The 20,489-nt window shown below is 71.6% G+C and carries 18 protein-coding genes and 1 pseudogene; 5 read left to right on the forward strand and 14 right to left on the reverse strand.

Annotated elements, in window-relative coordinates; translation table 11 throughout:
* Position 1: 1 nt before the first annotated feature.
* From ACFYMO_RS29250 to ACFYMO_RS29275, 6 genes are all read right to left on the reverse strand, one after another.
* Positions 2-565: a hypothetical protein gene (locus ACFYMO_RS29250; RefSeq protein WP_366771263.1), complete on the reverse strand. Its 564-nt coding sequence runs from the start codon at positions 563-565 to the stop codon at positions 2-4.
* Positions 562-2,694 (reverse strand): hydantoinase/oxoprolinase family protein, encoded by a 2,133-nt coding sequence (locus ACFYMO_RS29255; protein ID WP_388550168.1) that lies wholly within the window; start codon positions 2,692-2,694, stop codon positions 562-564. Before ACFYMO_RS29255 ends, ACFYMO_RS29250 begins: the two co-directional genes overlap by 4 nt.
* A 72-nt stretch (positions 2,695-2,766) precedes the next feature.
* Positions 2,767-4,365: an FAD-dependent oxidoreductase gene (locus tag ACFYMO_RS29260; RefSeq protein ID WP_366771261.1), complete on the reverse strand. Its 1,599-nt coding sequence runs from the start codon at positions 4,363-4,365 to the stop codon at positions 2,767-2,769.
* Between the two features lie 65 nt (positions 4,366-4,430).
* Positions 4,431-5,525 carry a LacI family DNA-binding transcriptional regulator gene (locus ACFYMO_RS29265; protein WP_388550171.1) on the reverse strand — a complete coding sequence of 365 codons (1,095 nt, stop codon included), beginning with the start codon at positions 5,523-5,525 and terminating at the stop codon, positions 4,431-4,433.
* Positions 5,526-5,760: 235 nt separating this feature from the next.
* Complete coding sequence (locus tag ACFYMO_RS29270) at positions 5,761-6,414, reverse strand: TMEM175 family protein (protein WP_388550174.1); 654 nt, start codon at positions 6,412-6,414, stop codon at positions 5,761-5,763.
* A gap of 23 nt (positions 6,415-6,437) precedes the next feature.
* The gene (locus tag ACFYMO_RS29275) at positions 6,438-6,968 is read right to left on the reverse strand and encodes a DUF6790 family protein (protein ID WP_366771258.1); all 531 of its coding nucleotides are present in this window, start codon (positions 6,966-6,968) and stop codon (positions 6,438-6,440) included.
* Positions 6,969-7,023: 55 nt separating this feature from the next.
* On the opposite strand from ACFYMO_RS29275, the gene ACFYMO_RS29280 reads away from it, so the two are divergent.
* On the forward strand, positions 7,024-7,443 hold the full coding sequence (locus tag ACFYMO_RS29280; protein WP_027761781.1) for a MarR family transcriptional regulator: 420 nt from the start codon (positions 7,024-7,026) through the stop codon (positions 7,441-7,443).
* Positions 7,444-7,633: 190 nt separating this feature from the next.
* Here ACFYMO_RS29280 and ACFYMO_RS29285 read toward each other — a convergent pair whose 3' ends face one another.
* The 6 genes from ACFYMO_RS29285 to ACFYMO_RS29310 all read right to left on the reverse strand — a co-directional run bounded on the left by ACFYMO_RS29285 (position 7,634) and on the right by ACFYMO_RS29310 (position 13,349).
* Positions 7,634-8,500, reverse strand: a complete 867-nt coding sequence (locus ACFYMO_RS29285) for an STM4011 family radical SAM protein (protein WP_366771373.1) — start codon at positions 8,498-8,500, stop codon at positions 7,634-7,636.
* 34 nt (positions 8,501-8,534) lie between these two features.
* Positions 8,535-9,908 (reverse strand): STM4012 family radical SAM protein, encoded by a 1,374-nt coding sequence (locus ACFYMO_RS29290; protein ID WP_366771257.1) that lies wholly within the window; start codon positions 9,906-9,908, stop codon positions 8,535-8,537.
* Entirely contained in the window at positions 9,905-10,711 is an 807-nt protein-coding gene (locus ACFYMO_RS29295; RefSeq protein WP_019356603.1) for an STM4013/SEN3800 family hydrolase, read from the reverse strand. The genes ACFYMO_RS29290 and ACFYMO_RS29295 overlap by 4 nt, the downstream gene beginning before the upstream one ends.
* A gap of 37 nt (positions 10,712-10,748) precedes the next feature.
* Entirely contained in the window at positions 10,749-11,990 is a 1,242-nt protein-coding gene (locus ACFYMO_RS29300; RefSeq protein ID WP_388550177.1) for an STM4014 family protein, read from the reverse strand.
* The gene (locus tag ACFYMO_RS29305) at positions 11,987-12,952 is read right to left on the reverse strand and encodes an STM4015 family protein (RefSeq protein WP_388550179.1); all 966 of its coding nucleotides are present in this window, start codon (positions 12,950-12,952) and stop codon (positions 11,987-11,989) included. Before ACFYMO_RS29305 ends, ACFYMO_RS29300 begins: the two co-directional genes overlap by 4 nt.
* Positions 12,953-13,175: 223 nt before the next feature.
* Positions 13,176-13,349: a hypothetical protein gene (locus ACFYMO_RS29310; protein ID WP_366771254.1), complete on the reverse strand. Its 174-nt coding sequence runs from the start codon at positions 13,347-13,349 to the stop codon at positions 13,176-13,178.
* 587 nt (positions 13,350-13,936) lie between these two features.
* Here ACFYMO_RS29310 and uppS point away from each other — a divergent pair.
* The 4 genes and pseudogenes from uppS to ACFYMO_RS29330 all read left to right on the forward strand — a co-directional run bounded on the left by uppS (position 13,937) and on the right by ACFYMO_RS29330 (position 17,147).
* Positions 13,937-14,623 carry a polyprenyl diphosphate synthase gene (uppS, locus tag ACFYMO_RS29315; protein ID WP_366771371.1) on the forward strand — a complete coding sequence of 229 codons (687 nt, stop codon included), beginning with the start codon at positions 13,937-13,939 and terminating at the stop codon, positions 14,621-14,623.
* Complete coding sequence (locus tag ACFYMO_RS29320; RefSeq protein WP_388550182.1) at positions 14,620-16,089, forward strand: oxygenase MpaB family protein; 1,470 nt, start codon at positions 14,620-14,622, stop codon at positions 16,087-16,089. The genes uppS and ACFYMO_RS29320 overlap by 4 nt, the downstream gene beginning before the upstream one ends.
* Before the next feature lie 314 nt (positions 16,090-16,403).
* A pseudogene (locus ACFYMO_RS29325) lies at positions 16,404-16,724 on the forward strand (IS701 family transposase); the annotation flags it as partial.
* Between the two features lie 261 nt (positions 16,725-16,985).
* Positions 16,986-17,147, forward strand: a complete 162-nt coding sequence (locus ACFYMO_RS29330; protein WP_366771252.1) for a hypothetical protein — start codon at positions 16,986-16,988, stop codon at positions 17,145-17,147.
* Positions 17,148-17,658: 511 nt separating this feature from the next.
* On the opposite strand, the gene ACFYMO_RS29335 is transcribed toward ACFYMO_RS29330, so the two are convergent.
* Together ACFYMO_RS29335 and ACFYMO_RS29340 are read right to left on the reverse strand one after the other, a co-directional pair.
* Complete coding sequence (locus ACFYMO_RS29335; protein ID WP_366771251.1) at positions 17,659-18,144, reverse strand: hypothetical protein; 486 nt, start codon at positions 18,142-18,144, stop codon at positions 17,659-17,661.
* A 720-nt stretch (positions 18,145-18,864) separates the two neighbouring features.
* Positions 18,865-20,460 (reverse strand): adenosine deaminase, encoded by a 1,596-nt coding sequence (locus ACFYMO_RS29340; RefSeq protein ID WP_366771369.1) that lies wholly within the window; start codon positions 20,458-20,460, stop codon positions 18,865-18,867.
* Positions 20,461-20,489: the final 29 nt, after the last annotated feature.

Consider the following 20,489-nt stretch of genomic DNA (forward strand, 5'->3'; position numbering starts at 1 on the left):
GTCAGTTCTCGCTTTCCGGGGACACGGTGGCGGCGAGCGCCTCGGTGAGCAGCAGGGGGCTGCGGCCCAGGCCGCAGGCGGCGCGGGCAAAGGCGTGAGCCGCGAGTTCGTCGGCACCCGCGACATGCGCGTACAGCCGGTGACGGCCCAGGCGCAGCGCCGTGTGGCCGAGCGTCCGTTTGAACGCGGCCCGCACGTGGGCGTGATGGAGCCAGGCGTGCGCCTGCTCGTGGGCCAGGGCCGCGGCGCGCACCGACCCGGGGGGAAACCAGTGCCGCCAGCCACGTTCGGCCACGAGTTGCTCGGCACGCTCGACGGTGTCGGTGTACACCTCGACCAGCGGCGGACGGGAGCGGTAGCGGGCGAGGAGCCCGGCGGCGAGCCCGCCCTCCTGCTCGACTACCCGCACGGGCCGCTCGTCCGGGTTCATGGCGCGGCCGAACTCCTCGGCCGCCAGCGCCCACCGGCGCAGCAGCAGCGGGTCGCGCCCCTCATGCGTGGGGGTCGCGGCGAGCAGCGCCACGGCGAGCCCCAGGTCGTGCTCGTGGTCGCGGGCGGCGGTCATGACCGCGGCTCCACGACCGCGACGACCGGCTCGTCGGCGCCGCGCGAGCGCAGTTCGCTGCGGGCCAGGGCAAGCAGCGCGTCCGGCTCCAGGACGCCGGACAGGTCCGCGATGCGGGCACCGACCAGCAGTCGCACGGCCGGTGCCCGGACCCCGCCGTCGCCGTACGCGGTGGCGTCGCGCACCAGCGCTGCCAGCGCTTCGCCCGCGGCGCCGACGGTCGTGGTCGCGACCTGCGCGTCGGGGACGCCGAGGCGCACCACACCGTCCGCGTCCACGACCCGCACCGGCTGGCGGCGCCCGCGGAACCTGCGTCGCACCTCGGTGCCGTACACCGTGTACGCGTCCGTGCCGGCCAGCACCCGCACCATGGACTCCCGTGCCTTGAGGCTGCCGGCGGCCGAGCGCAGCCGCTCGGTGTCGTCGGCGCGGTGTGCGCGGTCCTGGGTGCGCAGTTCGGTGGCGCCGGTGGCGACGGCGCGCACGGTGCTGGTCTGCGGGTCGACGGTCACCTCGACCTCGACGCCGTCGGCTGCCGCGCCCTGGGCGACGACGGCCTGTTCGGCCTCGGCGCGCACGGCGAGGATCTGTTCCTGCGTGGCGCCGGGGATGATCCGCTCGACCTGCTCGCGGACCAGCGCGAGGGCGACACCGATGGGGCTGATGACCTCGCTGTGCCGGGCGATGCGCCCCTCCAGTCCGGTGTGCGCCGCCAGATGCGGGGTGACCGAGGCGGCGCCGCCCCCGCCGCCGACGAGAACTGCGGTGTCCCGGTCCAGACGGTAGTCGCGGATCATGGCGTCGACCACGGCCTCGACCTGCTTGGTGCCCGCGTCCAGCACCGCGCGGGCGGCGCCCGCCACGTCCGTGCCGAGTGCGGCCGCCAGGGGAGCGAGGGCGGCGCGGGCGCACTCCTGGCCGCTGCGTGCGAAGTCGCCCTCGGGGACCCGGCCGAGTGCGTTGGCCGCGCAGGTCAGGGTGAGCGCGAACCGGCCTCCGGCGGCGTCGAGCACGACATGGTCGTCCGGGTCGCCGTCCATCGGACGCACCGTGGCCAGACGGGCGTCGCGCAGTTCGTCCGGCGCGGCGAAACAGGCGTACGGCAGGCCCGCGATGTGCGCGCTGCGCGGACCCACGCCCGTCACCCTGCCGCCCGCCAGACGCACCATCGAGCCACCACCGACCCCGACGGTGCGGACGTCGAGGGCGTTGAGATAGGAGGTCTTGCCCAGGATCGTGGCGTGCCGCACGGCGACCTTGCCGCGGCGCACGACGCTGATGTCCGTCGAGGTGCCGCCGGTCTCCAGGAACACGCCCTCGCTGATCCGCTCCTGCATGAGGGCGCCCGCGACCCCGGCCGCCGGGCCCGACAGGATCGTCAGGAGCGGGCGGCGGCGCATCTCGTCCAGCGACATGACCCCGCCGTCACAGCGCATCACCATCAGCGGCGCCGTCACTCCGGCCTTGGTGATGGAGGCGTCGACGAGGTCGGCGGTGGCGAGCATGCGGGGCAGGATCGCCGCGTTGACGACGGCCGTCCTGGTTCTCTTGTGGAGCCCGTACAGCGACGTGATCTCGTGGGCGGCGGCGACGGGAAGCCCCGCGGGCCGCGCCGTCTCCAGCACCGCCTGCTCGCCCTCGGGCCGGTCCACACCGAACGGTTCCGTGGCCACGAGGACCTCGGCCCCCGCGCCGCGCACCTGCTCGACGGCGGCGCGGACCGCGGCCTCGTCGAAGGGGTCGGTGATGTGCGCGTAGGAAAGCGGAAGCCGCTTGCCCGGGGCGAGTTCGAGCTTGCCGAACGAGGCGAGGCGGCGGGTGAAGACCGCGCCGGCGCCGCTGCCGATCCCGAGCAGGCCGACCCGCGCGACGTCGCCCTCCAGCAGGGCATTGGTGGCCTGGGTGGTTCCGTGCGCCAGGAAGGTCACGTCGCCGGCCGTGCGGCCGGCCTTCACCAGGAGCTCTTCGAGCGCCTGGACGATACCGTGCGCGACACCGTCGGTGTGGTGGTGGCTCGTGGGCACCTTCACCTGGCCGACCAGGGCCAGGGTCGTGGCGTCGACCGCCACGGCATCCGTGAACGTGCCGCCCACGTCGATGCCGACGCGGATACGACGATCAACGGTCATGTCAGTGCACCTCCTTGTGCGTTGACGTGCGTGAGGGAGAGCAGGACGTGGGGGCTTCGAAACGTGCGGGGGTCAGTAGCCGCGAACGTCGGGCCAGTGGCGCTGCACGCCCGAGCGGTCCAGCAGTCGGCCGAACTCCTCGAACCGCTTGTCCTCGGCCTGCACCTGATACGGCTCGACGTCCTCGGACAGGCAGTGGGCGGCGAGGGCGCCCGCGACCTCGCCGATGTTCCACTCGACGGGGTGCAGGCGGTAGCAGCCGTTGGTGATGTGCGTGGTGCCGATGTTCTTGCCCGCCGGCAGCAGGTTGCGCACCCGCCGGGGCACCAGTGCGCCCAGCGGGATCTCGAACGGCACCGAACCGACATCGACATATGTGTCGCCGCCCGTGGAGGGATGCAGGTCGATGCGGTAGCCGCCGACACCGACGGAATCGCGGTACTGGGGCGTGCCGTACGGGCCCACCACGTCGATGGCGACGTCCTGTTCGACGACGGTCGTGACGGCCTTGATGCGGCGAGACTCCCGCACGTACGCCGCCTTGGCCAGACCGTCGGCGGTGCCGGTGACGTCCGGGCGGATGCGCAGGCCGGGGAAGCCGGTGCCGCCGTCGGCGCGCGGTGCCTCGGTCTGCAGCCAGTAGAGCACCGACAGCGACAACTGGCGTGCTCCGTGCAGGGCTTCGGCCTCCTGGCCGATGTACGGCTTGAGCCAGTAGTCGTTCAGCGGCCAGTTGACCAGGGTGATGTCGGAGTCGAAGCTGCCGGGCCGGTGCAGCCCCCGGGCCAGGATCCGGCGGAACCCCCACAGTTCCTTGTCCCCGGCGTCCGCGCTTTGATCGGCGCTCACCGCCAGCGGGTCGAGGTCCGGATTGGGCACGAAGGTGCGGCCCACGGGCTCCAGCGTGCGCGGGTCGGGCGCCGTGAAGCCGAGGAGCGGGCCGGGCCAGAAGTCCGGCCGGTAGTCGCGCCAGAAGGCGTAGTCGGCGGGCCGCTCGACGGTGTGGTCCTCGCCCTCGTGGTGGGAGAGCGCGAAGCAGACGGTGATGCCCTGCTGGTTGTCCGGCTGAGCCCGGGCGGGGGCGTGCGGTTCGTCGAACTCGCTGTGTGCCTCGGCGCCGACCGCGTGCTCGACACCCGCCAGCGCGAGCAGCTCCCCGGTCTCCGTGGCGTCGACGACGTAGCGGGCGGTGAAGGTCGCCAGGTGTCCGGTGCGCAGGTCGCGTACGGTCACGGCACTGATGACATCGTTGTCGGTCTCGGCGGACTCGGCCTTGTGCTCGATCAGCACGGTCAGCCGCCCCGCCGCCCGGTGCGGCGCCAGCATCCCCTCCAGAACGGCGAGGGCGACGCGCGGCTCGTGACAGAGCTTGCTGACCCGGCCCGCGCCGGGGTTGAGATCGCCCAGGCCGAGGGCCTCCGAGCGCAGCGGATACCACTGACGGTAGTAGGCCCGGATGCCCTCGCGCAGGGCACGGTAGGTGGCGGTCGTGCCGAACTGCTCCACCCACGGGTGCTCGTCCGGCGGCACCGCCTGGGCGGTGAGTTGGCCGCCGACCCAGTCGCTCTCTTCGGTCATCACCACGCGCCGGCCCGCGCGGCAGGCGGCGAGCGCGGCGGCGATCCCGCCGAGTCCGCCGCCGACGATCAGGATGTCCGGTTCGGGTGTCACAGTGCTCCTCGCGGTCGTCATTCGTGCGTCGTATGTGAACGGGTGGTGTGCGGCCCCGGCTGGGCTCACGGCGGGCCCGCCGTCTCACCGGTGCGCAACTCGCAGGCCACCAGGGGTTCGTGCGTGTCCTTGCCGGCCACGAGGGCGGCCAGGAGGCGCACGGCGGCGGCGCCGAGCCGGTGCCGGGGGATGTCGAAGCCCATCGGGACGGGCTGCCCGGCCAGATCCGCGGGCGGGCTGCCCAGCAGGGCGAGGGAGACGTCGTCCGGGCAGCGAAGGCCCGCCCCGCGCACGGCGGCATCGAGCGCCCGCCAGGCCGCCCCGGTGTCGGTCTCCTCCGCGACGAAGGCCGTCACTCCGTCCGCCACCAGATCCCGCACACGCTGCGCGGTCAACTCGGCGGCCGGGTCGGCGCAGCGCAGCACGGCCTCGTCGCCGTGCTCGATACCGGCCTGCGACAGCCCGTCCAGGAACCCCTGCTGGCGGTCGGTTGAGGCGGGCGCGTCGTCGTCCTCGCGCACGAGCACGATGCGGCGGTGCCCTTGGGCGGCCAGGTGGGCGACGACGTCACGACTGGCGCTGACGTAGTCGGCTCCGACCCAGGCCAGCCCCTCGAGTTCTTCCCTGCGCCCCAGGTGGACCACCGGGTAGCCGTCGGCCACCAGCCGCTTGAGTTCGGCGTGGGGCACATGGCGGCCGAGGAAGAGGCAGCCGTCGGCCAGCCGGACCCGGCTCAGGGTGTCGGGCCCGCCCGAGCCCGCGCCTCCCGTGCTCGACCCGGTGAACAGGACGAGGTCGTAGCCGCGGGCGGCAGCCTCCTGCTCCACGCCCACCAGGAAGGGGTAGTACGAATGCTGCACATCGGTGGGGAAGGCCGCCGTGAAACTGAAGACGCCCAGGAGGTTGTTGCGGGTCGCGGCGAGCCGGCTGGCGGCCGGGTCCGGTACGTACCCGAGGCTGGCGGCCGCGTCCAGGACGCGCCGACGGGTCTCCTCGGAGATGGTCGCGGCCCGCCCGTCCCTGCGGGCCGACAGCACCAGCGACACGGTGGCCTGAGAGACCCCCGCGAGCCGCGCCACCTCGGCCTGCCGCGGCCGTGAGGTGCGGCCCGCCGGTGCGGGGGTGCGGCCGGGCTTGGCCCGCTTCCTGGGTTGCTCCACGCCTGAAGACTCCTCGAACGCAGGGAAGTAATGCGCATTAGTAATGCGCATTACTGCACTCTGCGGACTGCCTGCGGCGGCCGTCAAGAGGTGTGCAGCAGGTTCTTTCCGGCTCCAGGCCGGTCGGCCGTCGCAGGGATGCGGAGCGCGGAGCGGTCACCGGGAGACGGCTCGGCGCGTGTGTCGTCGGGCAGGGTGGAGTCCGGCCCGTCGCTCGCGGGGACATCACCCCTCGTCAGGCAGGGGTCGGAGCGCGGTTCTGGACGCGTTGGGCGACGGTGAGGACGAGAGGCGCCGTGAGCCAGCACAGGTACGCGCCGGTGCTCGTGGTCAGGAACGAGACGGGGACGGACGCCCCGAACACCGCGGCCAGGCAGAGGCTGCGCACCCGGCTCCGGGCGAAGGCCCGGGGCGGGGCGTCGGTGCGGTACAGGTGTTCATGCCGGATCTCCCGGATCATCAGCGCGATCAGCGTGGACGCCAGGACCTGCACGATGGCGTAGAGGCTGAACCGGGGTGGGAACGCGCCCTCGGCGGTGATCACTCGGGTCGCGAACGGCATCAGGATCTGCATGAACAGCCATGCCAGGGTGAGGCTGGTCAGCCGGCTGCTCGGCGAGCCGACATACCGGAAGATCTCGTGGTGGGCCCGCCAGTGCGCGGCGATGACCACGAAACCGAGCGCGAAGGCCAGGTACTCCTTGCTGTGGTCGGACACCGAACGCAGCACGGCACCGGTGGTCTCGCCGGCGGGGACGGGGAGGTCCAGGGCCAGCAAGGTGAGTGCGATCGCGACGGCGGCGTCCACGAACGCGGTGAGCCGGCCGGTGGCGAACGTTCCGGTCTCGCCGTGCTGGTCGCCGGAGTCGTGGCTGTGGTGAGTCGGCATGGTGTGGAACAGCTCCTGGAGTGTCAGACGGCGGCGGCTTGCGTGGCCGGCCGGGGTGTGGCCCGCTCCAGGCGCTGGGAGCGCACGGCCAGCGTGATCATGACTGCCGGGATCAGGAGGTCGTTGACGAGGACTCCGCCGGTGTTGCCGGGGGAGTGGTCGCTGTTGACGAACCACTGGTAGACGTGGCCGGCCAGGGCTCCCCAGAGGAACATCCCCCCGCCGAGCCCGATGGTGATGCGCTCGCGCGCGGATGCCGAGGCGGCCCGGAAGCCCATGACCGCCAGCCCGAGGTTGGCGAAGGCGATCTCGAACAGGAAGGGCGTCCGGTCGAAGCCGATCGCCGTCGCCATGACGTCCGGGGCGCCGAGGAACGCGACCGTCATCCAGAGGCTGCCGCAGCCGAAGGCGCCGATGGCCCACCAGCGTTGCCAGGTTTCCAGCGCCTGTTGGGGGGAGGGGGCACGGCGGGTCCGGATGAAGGCTCCGACGGTCGGCACCAGGAGCCACACCAGGGGGAACGCGGACTGGGCGAGGTAGGAGAGGTTGCTCATGACTCAGTCTTAACAGGTTAATATTAACCGCGCAACAGTCAGGTACAGTGGTGCTGTGGATGACGGACTCGCAGACCTGCTGCACCGCGTGGTCATGCTGCTGGGCGAGGCCGCCCGGCGGCGTACCGATGGCCCCGACGGCCTGACCTACAGCCAGATCCGACTGCTCGGCACGCTGGAGGACATCGAGCCGACGACGCAGCACAAACTCGCGCAGGCCCTGTCGGTGTCCGACCCGGCGATCAGCCGGGCACTACGGCCACTGCAGACGGACGGCCTGGTGCAGATCACCGTCGACCCCGAACACGCGCGGCGGCGGCTGGTCCGCCTCACCGAGGCCGGCCGGGAAGCCTTCCACACCACAGGAAAGCCGCTCGACGAGGAGTTCCGGGCCGCACTCGTCGCCGCCGGCTTTCCCTACGACCGCTACCTCGAAGACACCCTCCGGCTGGCCGAACTCCTCGCATCCGACTGAGTACGCCGCCATGCGCTCCAGACCCCTCCCGCCCAACTCCCGGACACCGATGGAGCCACCACCACGCTCTCCCATCCGACCGGAGCAGCACTGCACCGGTCTCCGTCGTGGCTGCCGGCCGGGCCGAGGGCGGGCCGGCCGGGGCCGCCCTCGACGGCCGAGCACGCTCACGCGCCTCGACGCGGCTCGGTCAGTGGGCCGCCTTCACCGTGGGAAGCGTGGCCGGGATCCGCTCCAGGACTCCGCCCGCGAACACGTCGTACAGCGGCAGCGACTCCAGGTGGACGTAGCCGATGTGGCAGTCGCAGACGGCCAGCGGGCAGGCGCGGGGGCGCAGAGCCCGGCGGTAGGAGCCGTCGTAGAGGTTGCCCAGCCGGGCACGGACGAAGTGACAGCGGCGGACCGTGCCCTCGCCGTCCACCGAGAGGACGGACTCGCCCGTGCGGCAGGGGAGGCCCGCACTGCGATGCGGGTGAAGGCTGTACGGGAACAGTGGGTCGAGGGCCGTCCACCGGGCGGCCTCGGCATCGGTGTAGGTGTGCCCCTCGGCGGCGTTCACCCACAGATAGACCTGTGCGGGGAGGTCGGCGCGCAGTCGGCGTGCGTCCTCCAGATGCTCGGCGAGGCCGACGACGCCGACGCTGTGCCGGACACCGCGGGCGGCGAGGTCGTGGCACTTGGCCAGGAACCGGTCGTACGGCGTCTGCCCCGGGTGGAAGGTGCACCACAGTGCGAGGGTGTCCAGGTCGGCGGCGTCCAGCCAGTCCGTGCGGCAGCTCAGGTTGGTCTGGATCGCCACCCGGCGGATGTGCGGCTGCCGGCTCAGCTCCGTGAGCACACGCCGGTACCAGGAGCGCACGAGCCCCTCCCCCCACGGCGTGAACAGCACCGAGAGCCGGTCCTCGCGCTGCCCGGCCGCCCAGGCGGCGAAGCGCTGCAGCGCAGCACGGTCCGCAACCAGTTGGGCGCGACTGTCGCGGCGCTTGGCGAACGGACAGTACGGGCAGTCGTAGTCGCACGAGGCCAGCGGGCCGCGATAGAGGAGCGTCAGGTCCATCGAGTCCATCACAGCTCCGTCACCGTCCTTCCCCTCACTTCGGTTCGTACGCGGCCATGCGCTCCCGCACGGCCTCCGAGAACAACTCGGGGCCCAGCGCGTCCGACCGTGCCAGGCCCTCGGGGGTGAGCCGGAGCAACTCGGGTGCGGCCGTGGCGTCCAGCCAGCGCCGCTCGGCGAACCGTTCCAGCTCGGCGGCGAAGTCGTCGCCCGGCTCGGTGCCGAAGCGGGCCCGGTAATCCGCCACCGGCATGCCCTCGGCCCGGAGCAGCGATTGCAGCAAGTGGCGGCGGCGGGCCTCTTCAGCGTCCATCGCATAGCCGAAGTCGGCGTGCCGGAAATCATCGGCGGCACGGGCGGTGTAGTCGTCGATGATCCCGCGTATGCGCCGCATGTCCACCGCGTAGTCGAAGGAGTAGTGCAGCGCGGAGGTATACGAACGGGCGCCGCAGCCCAGACCGACCATGCCGTCGGTCTGGCAGGCGTGGTCCGCGAGTGCGTCGGTGGGCGCGTCGGTGGGTGTGCCGGTGCGACGGAACATGCGCATCGACACCTGCTCGTAGCCCCGCGAGAGCAGCCGGTCCCGGCCGTAGCGGTACAGGCGCAGCCGCTGCTCGTCCCACTCCGCGTCGCCGGGAGGCCCGGCGCCGTGCCGGCCCAGGCCGGTGAGCGGGCGGACGTAGAGCGGATAGAGATACAGCTCCTCCGGCCACCAGCCGAGGGCGGCGTCGAGGGTCTCGCGCCAGGTCTGCTCGGTCTGGCCCGGGATGCCGTAGATCAGGTCGATGTTGAGGACGGGGATGCCCGCCTCGCGGACCCGGGCGAGGGCCGCCTCGACGTCCGCCCGGCGCTGTGGGCGGACGGCCGTGCGCGCCTCCTCGTCGACGAAGGTCTGCACGCCCAGGCTCAGCCGGGTGGTGCCGCGTGCGGCCAATATCTCCAGCCGCTCGGCGGTGGCCGTGGCGGGCGAGGACTCCACCGACATCGGGACCGTGCTCAGGTCGACGCCCATGCCATGCTCGACGAGGTCGCACAGTCGCTCCAGCTCGGCTGCCTCCAGGAATGTCGGGGTGCCGCCGCCGAAGGCCGCCCGCGCGAACCGCGCCCGGTCGCCCAGGGCCTCGCGCACCGTGGCCGCCTGCCGCTCCAGCGCGTCCAGGTAGGCGCCGGTCAGTCCGTCGGGGGCGCCGGTACGGGTGAAGAGATTGCAGAACCCGCAGCGCACCTCGCAGAACGGGATGTGGAGATAGAGCGAGAGTGCGTCCTTGGGCTCTTCCGCCCACAGCGCGCGCAAGGACGCGCTCCCGCACGGCAGCGGGCGGTAGGCGGTCTTGTGCGGATACGCATAGACGTAGTGCTGGTACGGACGGACGGCGGCGGGTGTGGGCGCCGCTTCGGTCGGGATCATCGGGCCTCGTCGAGGAAGAAGTGGGCGTAGGGCACGGTCCAGACGACGTCATGGCCGAGGCGGTGGCCGTGATAGCCGTCCTCGCCGTACGCGGTGCCGTGGTCGGAGCAGATCACCGTGAAGCACGGTCTGCGGCTGCTCGCCGCCGCGAGAAGCCGTCCCATGTGCTGGTCGACATACTCCAGAGCCGCGGCATGAGTGGCCCGGCTGTCGCCGGCCTCCCGGGTTCCGCCGGGCAGGTGGAACCAGTTGGGCTGGTGCAGGGCCGAGACGTTCACGAACAGGAACAGCCGCTGCTCCCGCGGGAGCGCGGCGATCACCTTCTCGGCGCAGGCCACCTGCGCCTCGAAGGAGGTGGGGGAGGCCACTCCGAACTCCTGCTCCCAATGGCTCTCCCGGAACATCCCCGGCAGGACGGAGCCCAGCGGCCCCCGCTTGCTGAAGAAGCCGACGCCGCCCACACACACCGTGTGGTAGCCGACCGCCGCCAGTCCCGAGACCAGGTCGGGCGTGTCATAGACGAACGTGCCGCTCTCGGTGGTCTCGCTGCCCGCAAACCGGGCGGCGAAGAGCCGCGGATGCGGTCCCGGCGCGGCCGGTGTCGGCAGGAACCCGGCGAACATCGCCTGGTGGGAGGCGTAGGTGAAGCTGCCGGGGGCGTGCCTGCGCTCCCAGGCGCCACCGGGCAGATGCCGGGCCAGATTCGGGATACGGCCGGACGCCGCAGCCTCCTGGGCCACGTCGTGGCGGAGCGTGTCGAGCGTGACGAAGAGGAGGTCGTGGCTCCCCACGACCTCGGTCATGTCCGGCCCGGGAAGTTCCCCGAGCTGGCCGGGTGCGTCAGGCGGGGGTGTCATGGAGGTGCTCCTCGTGTCGGGCATGCCGCGTGGCGGCGAGCGGCGCCGCGCCGGTGGTCACGGGGGCGCCCAGGGCTGCGTCGGACGCGGAGCCCCGGGTCTCCACGGCCGCGATCTGTGCCGCGTAGGTGTCCAGGCCCTCGGCTCCGCGCCCGGGCAGGCCGGTCAGGCCCGGCAGCAGGTCCCCGAAGGCGTTCACCTCGCAGACGGCGAAGCGCCGCCACCGGGCGACCGGCAGGACATCCACCCCGACGCACAGCGTGTCCGGGAAACAGGCGGCGGCCCGCTCGGCGCAGTCCAGCGCGTCGTCGAAGCTGCCGCCCGCGGCCCGGATCGCGGCGCGCGCGGCATCCAGATCGCCGCGTGCGCCGCCGAGGTGCAGGTTCGTCATGGGGTGCCGGCTGGTCCGCACGACCGCATGGGTGGCGCGCCCCGCGGTCACGACCACCCGCAGATCGGCGGGACAGCCGCCGCCCAGCGAGCTCTTCGGCAGCCACTGTTCGACGTGCAGCCCGTCGGGCGCCAGGGCGTCGACGAGAGCGGCGACCTCCGGTTCCGAGGTGTGGTGCCGCACCCGCAGAGAGTTGAACAGACGCCCGTCCGGGGCGGTCTCCACGGAAGTCGTCGCGCGCACCCGGCCGGAGCCCGCCACGGTGAGGGCCACCACACCGGAGGCGGAGGAGCCGTGCGCGGGTTTGACGAAAGCGCGGGTGACGCGCGCGGCTCGCAGCGTCCCCCGCAGCTCGCTCCAGCAGCCGACCGGCCCCCTGGGTGCCGGGGGCACCGGGACTCCGGCGGCGGCCAGCCGGGCATGGCAGCGTCGCTTGTCGAAGAGCGTCGCCAGATCGTCCGGGCCTGTGGAAGGCACCGCGCCCGCCCGGTGTGCCGCCTCCGTCACCGTCCGCACCGCGGCGGTGAACCGGCGGTACCACAGAGCCGTTCCCCCGACTCGGGTGGGATCGTCGGCGTCCCGCAGCAGACGGTCCACCTCCGCGTCCTCGCCGGGGGAGTCGATTTGCACGAACTCGCCCGGGGCGAAGGCCGGCCGCCCGTGCAGCACGTCCCGCCACGCCACCACACGCGGGGCGGGATGGCCCGCGGCGCGCGCGGCCGCGGCGAACATCGTCGTCCGCCGGTCGCCGGGGACGCCCACCACGGCGAACCGGAGGCCGGTGCGGGGCACGACGCGGCCGGACGGCTCCGCAGCCGTCTTTCCGGCACTCATTCCGAGACTGCCGTGTACCGGTAGACCTCGCCGTCCTCGTCTTCGTCCTGGTCCTCCTCGCCCGGCTCGGACAGGTCGACCTCCACACCGAACGGCTCCAACGCGGCACGGAACCGCTCGGCCACCGGTTCGGTGACGAAGTTGTAGTGGAGGTCCAGCCGGGTCAGGTGGGTGAGGGGCCGGCCGTCGAGCAGAGCTGTGAGTCCCTCGTCGGAGAGAGTGCCGAGGGACAGGTCGAGCGAGGTGAGTCGGGCGACGACCGGTGCGCGGGCCACGGCGGCGGCTATCTCGTCCTGGAATTCGCTGTTGCGCAGGCCGAGATGACGCAGCGCCGGGAGACGGTCGCCGGCCAGCAGCGGAGCGAGGTCGGCGACGGTCGCGTCACCCTCGTACTCCTCCACACCGAGCCACATCTCCAGGTGCTCCAGTGCGGGCAGCTCGCTGGCGGCGACGCCGCGCACGACCTCGCCCGGCAGACCTCCGGCCTGGAACCAGAGAGTGCGCAGGTGCTGGTGGCGGACGGCGGGGAAGCGCAGCCCGGTGCCGCCGCGGACACCCAGCTCCTCCAGCAGCGGATAGGCCTCCAGCACGGGCGTGACGTCGGACTGCACGATCCAGGAGATCTCCGCTTCCTCCATCTCCAGGTCCCCGATGAACACGGCGCGCAGAGACGTGAGCTTCTTCCGGGCTGCCACGAGATGGCGCACGACCTCGCCGGAGTCGTCGTCGCACGGCTCGCCCCACGGGCCCACGATGATCGCCCGGACGCCCGCGGGGTCCACGGTGGCCAGGAATCGCTCCCACAGGGCGCCGAACCCGGCGTCCGCACTGTCACCGTAGACGCTGAAGGCCAGCCGCCAGGCCGCGGCGCCCGCCTCGGGCAGCTCTTGCGGCTCCCCGGGATCGGGGAAGTCGAAGGCGGGGAGGCCGTGCAGCTCCGGCAGGTGCTCGATGTCGGTCATGTCGCTGATCTCCTGGGCGGGAAGTGGCGGAAGCGCTGTTCGTGAAGAGTTCTACCAATCGCCTCTGACAACGCCTGTGACCGGGCAACCGGTGCCTGAGCCCGCGCTGTCGCACCACGTCGTGCGCTGGGAGTTGGACATCGGCCGGGCTTTGCCGGATCGCCGTTGCGCCTTCTGGGCGGGGCCGGTGCGCGGTCCCGGTCCGCAACCGTCCGCAAGACCCTCAGGTGGCTCCGTCGCCTGCTGTCCGGCTGTGACGCGGTTCGATGCGGTCGATCGTCTGCTCGCTCCACGCCTTGACGGTCGCGGCCTGCTCAGGTGTGAGCGAGTCGAGAGAATGCCGGCGGATGTTGCCGCCGTGTGCGGAGATGGCGCGCTGCGCTACGCGGCGGCCCACGGCGGTCAGGCCCGACGGTGAGCCCCCTTTTGCACGCTCCGGCCGTTCGGTCACCGCGGTTTCGCGCTCCAGCTGGGCGCACCGCGGCCGCCGAGTTGTTCTACCGCCACACAGGGGCCTGTCTCGGCAAACGAGAGCTGCGTCCACGATGCGTTCACCGCGATGCGCACCCGGACCGCGCTCCCGGGTTCGGCTCACGCCCAGTCCATGGGGTGGCGCGGAAGTGACGAAGGCGGATGAGGTTGTCGATCGTGGTCACTGGAGAAAGCTGCCGATGCCGAAATGAATCGGGCATATGAGCCAAGGGTGACGCCCCCCCGTTTGGCCGGTCAGGTCCCTTCCCCGCTGTCAGACTCCTGAGGTGAACGCCCGGTGGGGCGTGGTTGCGGGCGATACGAAATGGGCGTCACCGAGCACGATAGGGCCGACCGTGCCGTTCGGGTGAGTCGGAGCCGGGTGTGACGGACCATGGCGTCAATCGCGCACGCACGGCGACGGGGGGCCGGCCGGTGGGGCGACAGTACGGCGATGAGCAGCAGCGGGCCGACGGGTCGGCGCATTCGGTGCCGCGGCACGTGGCCTGCGTGATGGACGGCAACGGCCGTTGGGCTCAGCGGCGTTCGCTTCCCCGAACGGCGGGCCATAGGGCTGCGGAGATCACCGTCATCGACATTATCGAGGCGGCCCGGACGGCCGGAGTCGAGTGGCTCAGCCTGTACGCGTTCTCCACCGAGAACTGGAACCGGCCCGGCACCGAGGTCGACTACCTGATGCGTCTGGTCCGCCGGGCTGTGCGCAAGCATGCGCCACTGCTGCTCGCCCGTGGCATCCGCTGCCGCTTCCTGGGGGCCGCAGACCCGCGCATCCCCCGCGAACTGGCCCAGGACTTCGACGATCTGGCGACGCTGACCGCCGACAACCAGAGGATGACGCTCACCGTCGCCTTCGACCACGGGGGACGCCGAGACATCGTTGAGGCCACCAGGTCGCTGATCCGCAGCGGGACACTCGCCGATGATGTGACCGAGCGGCTCTTCGCGGACCACCTGCCGTTCCCCGACACCCCCGACGTCGACCTCGTGATCCGCACCTCCGGCGAGCAGCGCATCTCCAACTTCATGCTCTGGCAGGTCGCCTACGCCGAGTGGGTCTTCCCCGAAGCGCACTGGCCGGACTTCCGGGCCCCTGACTTCCTCGCCTGCCTGCACACCTACCGGCGCCGTGACCGCCGCTTCGGCGGCGTGCCGCCCCAGACGAACGGAGACCCGTCATGACGACTGGAACCACGGGAACGACCCACGAGGCACCCCTGTTCGGCCCGGAATCGCAGTTCCGCGCCTTCTTCGACGACCCGCGTTGGGCACTGGCCATCATCCGCGCCACCGTGCTGGAGGCCGCCCACCCGCAGATCGGCGCCGCCCTCGCCGACAACTCCACCTTCGTCGCCCACCCCTGGCGCCGGCTGCGCAACACCTTCCTCAGCATGCGGCGCATGCTCGACGCCGACCCAGCGGTACGCGAACGGGAGGCCGCCCGGCTCAACAGGCTGCACGCCCGCATGAGCGGCTGCGACTCCCGCGGCCGCGCCTACGACGCCATGGACCGCGCGACTCGCGCCTGGGTCGTGGCCACCCTCTACGAAAGCGCCGTCACCATGTGCCGGCTGAGCGGTCAGCCGCTCGACCAGGACACCATGGAGCGCCTGTACGCCGAGTACCGGGCCTTCCTCGCCGCACTCGACGGCGACGCCGGGGAACTCCCCGAGGACCTGAACGACTTCTGGCGGTACTTCGACAGGGTCGTCGAGGACGAACTGGAGAACACCGAGGCAGCCCGAGTCATCCTCTACCGGCTCTTCGACCACCTGCCCGCCCCGGCACTGCTGGACTGCGCGCCGACGCTGTGGGCGACAGGCCGGGCCGTCGTCGGTCCGCTCCTCGGTTCGATCACCGTCGCCTCGCTTCCCCAGCCCTACCGGCGCAGGGCCGGCCTGCCCGAGATGCCTGGTGCCACGGCCCTCATGCAGGGCGCCTACCTCGCCGCCGGGCTCACCCGTATCCTGCCCGAGGGCTGGATCAATACCGAAACCATCATCGAAGCCCTCTCCCTCTCGCCCGACAGCGACGACCCCCGCGCCCGCACCGTGAGCGCACTGCGCGCCCGTATGAAGCGGGCTTCGGCCCTGCTCCGCCTCCTCACACCATCGAGCGGTGGCACCGGCCCCGACTCGGAACCGGCCGCCTCGACGACCACGGGAGAGGGCCGGCGCTCGGCCGAGGAGTTCTTCCGTCAGGTGCTGGACCAGACCGGCGACGGCCACCTCGCCTGGCCCGACCTCGCGGCCATGGCGCGCGAACTGGCCACCCGCCTTGACCTGGACGAACCCGAGGAGACCCGGCTCTACGACGCCTTCGCCGCCTGGTGGCGCGAGCTCCAAGCCGCCCTCGACACGGACGGCGACGGCCGGGTCAGCGCCGACGAGTACGCCGCCGCCGTACCCTCCCTCGCCGGTCCCGCGCTCATCCGCGTCGCCGAGGTGCTCTTCGACGCCACCGACAAGGACGGCAACGGGACCATCGACGCGGACGAGCACCGGGCGCTCTTCCGCACCGCCTTCCACCGCGACCTCACCACCACCGACGACACCTACGGCCGCAGTGCCTTCGTGGGCGACTTCCTTTCCTTCATGTCAGGCCTCCGCAGGAACACTCCGTATGACCCCCTTCTCGCCGACGCCTAACGAACTCGCGCATATGGGGGCCACGGCTGCACCATTTGTACCCACATCCGGAGGTGCAGCTCAGGCGGCCGCGAAAATTCCTCACGCGGCAGGATCTCCGGAGCGCGCGATCGTCGTCCACTGAGATGGCTGGGCCTGGCTGTGACTGCACACGGCCCGGCCACTGCACAGGACGAGGCCCGGGGTGGCTCTGTTGATGACGAGGGGCAGTGAGGGTTTTTCATCCTGCCTCTGAGCTGGCCTGCTGGGGAGTGAGGACAGGCTGGCCGGGGCGGTGATGCGGGTGGTGGAGCATCGCAGCTTTCATCCGGGCCGCCGCTTCGGCCGAACAGGGCTGGTGGGACGGCATCCTGCCCGACTGCTGGCTGCTGATCGAATGGCCCGAAGAGGCCGGGACTCCCACCGGCCACTGGCTCTCCAGCCTGCCGGCCGGCGCCCCGATCGCCGACCTGGTCCGTCTGGCCAAGGTCCGCTGGCGCATCGAGCACGACTACCGCGAACTCAAGCACGGTCTGGATCACTTCGAGGGCCGGGGGTGGTGGCGCGGCCGGCACCACCACGTCACCCTCGTCACCGCCGCCCGGGCATTCCTCACCCTCAGGCGGCTCGACCCAAAAGTCCGCCCGTCGGCCTGACGCTCTACCAGGTCCTGGACCTCCTCCAAGACCTGCTGAAGGGCTGGACCGGCACTTGCACCACCTGCAACCGCCCCCTGCCCCGTAACCGAGCCGGACGCAGAACCTGACGAAGCACTACTATTCATCGCCGACCGCGGCTTCTGGTCGGTCGAGTTCACTCACGTCTTCACCGCGGCGGGTGCGGATCTGCTGGTCAGGCTCCAGTCCAACCACCTCGGCACCGTCCAGGAAGACCTTCCGGACGGCTCATACCTGTCGATGGCGCGGCTGGGAAAGGACGTCCGGCTCCGAGCGGCGCGAGAGGGTCGGACGCTGCCCAAGCACGTGATCTACCGGGTCATCACCCTTGCGGAGGGCGACAAGGTCGCCACCCTGGGCACGACGCTGCTGGACCCCGGCAGTATCCGGCCGCCGAGCTGATCGCGCTCCACCGGGAACGCTGGGAGATCGAGTTCGCTTCGACGAGATCAAGAACCACCTCGGGCCAGGAGGCCCGATCAGGTCACGGACACCGGAGGGCGTCCGGCAGGAACTGTGGGCCTACCTCGCGGTCCACCACGCGATCCGCCAGTTCGCCCACACAGCCGCCCCTGCCCGGCCAGCCGTGGACACCGACCGTGTCTCCTGCCTGAAGTGCGTCCGCATCGTCCGCCGCAGCGTCCCGTCCCAGCTCGGAGCGACCGCCACCAAGCTCACCCGTTCCTTCACCGAGGCCGGTCGGGAGGCACGTGCACGCCTCCTGCCGGCCCGGCGCGGGCGGGACTCTCCACGCGCGCTCAAGAAGCCGAACCGTTGGCCCGTGCTGAGGACCCGCGCCAGACGCGGCACGGTCCAGCCCGGCCGTCGGGCGCACAACCAGACCTCGAAGCCGAAGAGCAACCGTAGGGCTGGGCGGTCAGTTCTCAAGAGAACGCAAGCCCCCGACGCCACCTCAGCCGGTCTCGTCCAGCCGTCTCTCGGCGTAGCGGGCACGCTTACGACGGGATCCGACCTCCCGTGCGAGTGAGAAGGCTGCAACAGGTGCGAGGACTGTGAGCACGGGATACACCAGAACACCCCCGATAGCCGTCTGTCCGGCGAACACGCACGTGCCGTCGTCACACCGTACTCTGTGAGAGTCTCCCACTGACATGCCCTCACCTCCCTCCTTGAGGCGGCTCTCTTCAACCGTGCGCCCGTCGTCGGAGGTGAACGTTCCAGTGCAGACAGTGGTAGGACCACCACGCCCACTGCTCTGTGTTTCGCAGGCCGTAGCCACGAATCGCCCCGGCCCTCCGTCAAAGCCAAGGCCGATCCTGGCTTCTTCCCATGCGTCCAGGCTCGCCAGCGCTCCGCCCCCCATGGCGAACGCCCCGACCAGGACGATCAGCGTCCGCAGAGCCCACTTCGTTCCTCTTGCCAGCTTCCTCTCGCCCATGCGTCACACCCTGTCAGGGCAGGCTTCAGCGGTCTTTGCCCTGCGCTGGCAACAACAACCGCTGTTTCATGCTGGGACCGGTGCAGGGCCGGCCTCATGGAAGGCCAGCCGGCGCAGCAGGGAGACAGCACCTGAGCCGAGCTCGATTCTTTGGCGCCCCTTCCGGCTCGGCGCGGTGAGTATTCGCTGACCTGCGGAAGCTGAGGCGACAGCAGCGCGGCCCAGGTGTGGTGACAGTCCAGATCACCGAATCCACCTGTACTGCCACACCTTGAACTTCTCCCAACCTGGCCTGGCCTGCCCTGGCCTGGCGTGTGCGTAGGTGTGCCGCGCAGGGGTGGGGTGTGCGTCATCCCGTGGGTCGCTCTGAGCCTTCCCCCGCCCTCGACCCTGTGGCCAGGGGGCCGTCCGCTTTCCTGCAAGCAGCTCGCAGGGGGACGTGACGTGACCTCGGGGTTCCCGATGCGGCTCTCACTGCGGTGGATCGGTGCAAGATCGGGGCGATGGTGCGGGGGCTCGGGTTGGCGCCGGCCGTCGTACGGGACCTGCGCGATCTGCGCACCCTGCTCCTCGGCACCCGTCCGGAACCGTGCCGCCCGCCGCGCTGTCCTGCGGCGGGCAGCAGCCGGGACGGCCCTCCGCGCCTACCGAGCCTCGGACCGCAGGAGAGACCCGGCCCCGGCTCCTTGCTCGGAGCCGGGGTGGGCGACGAGGTCGGAGTCAGCGGCTGCCGACGTGTGTGCGTTCGAAGGTGGTGGCGGCGGATTCCAGGCGCCACTGGGCGGCTGCCTTCGGACTGGCGGCCAGGAGGCGGCCGCAGGCGCCGCCGGGACTGCCGCTGCCTGGGCGTTCCTTCGCGCAGGCCGATGTGGGCCGGTACCCGTCGCGCGTCGGGTTGCCGCGCCACAGGCTGCGGCCGGGCAGGAAGGCGTGTTCCAGCGAGGCCCGCGCCAGGTCTTTGAGTTCGGGGTAGCGCAGCCGGTAGGTGGTGGACGCGTACTGGAACTCGTGGCTGATGTCGGTGCGGGAGATGCCCGGGTCGTCGGTGGCCAGGACGACCGGCACGCCGTAGGCGCGGTAGGTGTTGAACGGGTGGTCGTCCCCCTTCACGCCGAGGATCTGTGCGTTGCTGGTGAGGGGCACCTCGACGGCCGTCTCCCGGCGGGCCATGGTGCGGGCCAGCTGCTGCCAGTTGTCCTCGTGGACGAGGTCGACGCCGTGGCCGATGCGCTCGGCCTTCGCCACGTTCACCGCCTCGCCGATGTGGAAGGACAGGTCCTCCGGCTTGACCAGCCCGGGCCACAGCTCCCCGGCGTGCAGGGTGAGGTGGGCCTTCGGGTACTGCTTGCCCAGGTAGCTCAGCATCCGCATCTGGAGCCGGTAGTTGCGCAGCGCGCTCTGGCCGTCCTCGGGCTGGACGAGGTTGACGGCGACGAACCGCGGGTCGCGCTCGGCCAGCCGCAGGCCGAGCGCGATCTGGGTGAAGACGCGCTCGGGTGAACTGCCGCGGGAGACCTGCGAGATCCACCGGACGGGCAGCCGGCAGGCGCGGCGGGGGTGTGCGGTGTCGCAGCGTGCCTCGCTGCGGAACTCGGCGTTGGTACGGTCGGCGTCCTTCCGGGCCTGTGTCACCAGCCGGTCCAGCTTGCCTCCGGCGAGGAGCTTGCGATGCATCCGCGTCGGGTCCGGGTCCCAGCCGACCTCTTCGGCGAGCTTCTTCGCGCCGTCGGAGGCCGGGGTCGCCATCGTCTCCAGGTAGGACTGGTTCTGCTGGGCCGCATGCTCGGCGACCTCCGCGAGGAGCTTGCCCGGATGCCGCCACGTCACCTCGCCGAACTTGCCGAAGGCGGCGAAGAAATGATCATGCCCGGACTCGCCCTGCGGGAAGTCCTCCATGGACCAGGCCCGCACCAACTCCTTGTGGAACGCCGTGTCCTTGCGCGCGTCGGCGGCCGGGCGGGCACCGTCCTTGCACGGCGGCTGCACCGCGGTCATCGTCTTCGTCTCGATGCACAGACCGTCCTGCGCGGCCAGCTCGATGAGGTACTCGGTCGTGACGGCGCCGGAGAGGTGGTTGTGCAGGTCGCCGCCCTTGGGCAGCTTACGGAAGAAGTCCCCCAGCCGGCCGGGATCGTTGCGGACGGATTCCAGATAGGCGGCGGTGCGCGCCTCGGCGGGCGTGGCAGGTGGCCGGACGGCGGGCCCGGCGGAGCGACCGGCCTTGTCGGACCGGCCCTCGTCGGATTGAGCGGCGGCTGGCAGCGCCGTGAGCGCGGTCAGCAGACAGAGTGCGGCGGCGCCGCTCGGGTACAGCACCCGGCGGCGGCCGATTCGGGATCGATGAG

The organism is Streptomyces sp. NPDC007025, from assembly GCF_042869455.1.
Classification (GTDB): Bacteria; Actinomycetota; Actinomycetes; order Streptomycetales; family Streptomycetaceae; genus Streptomyces.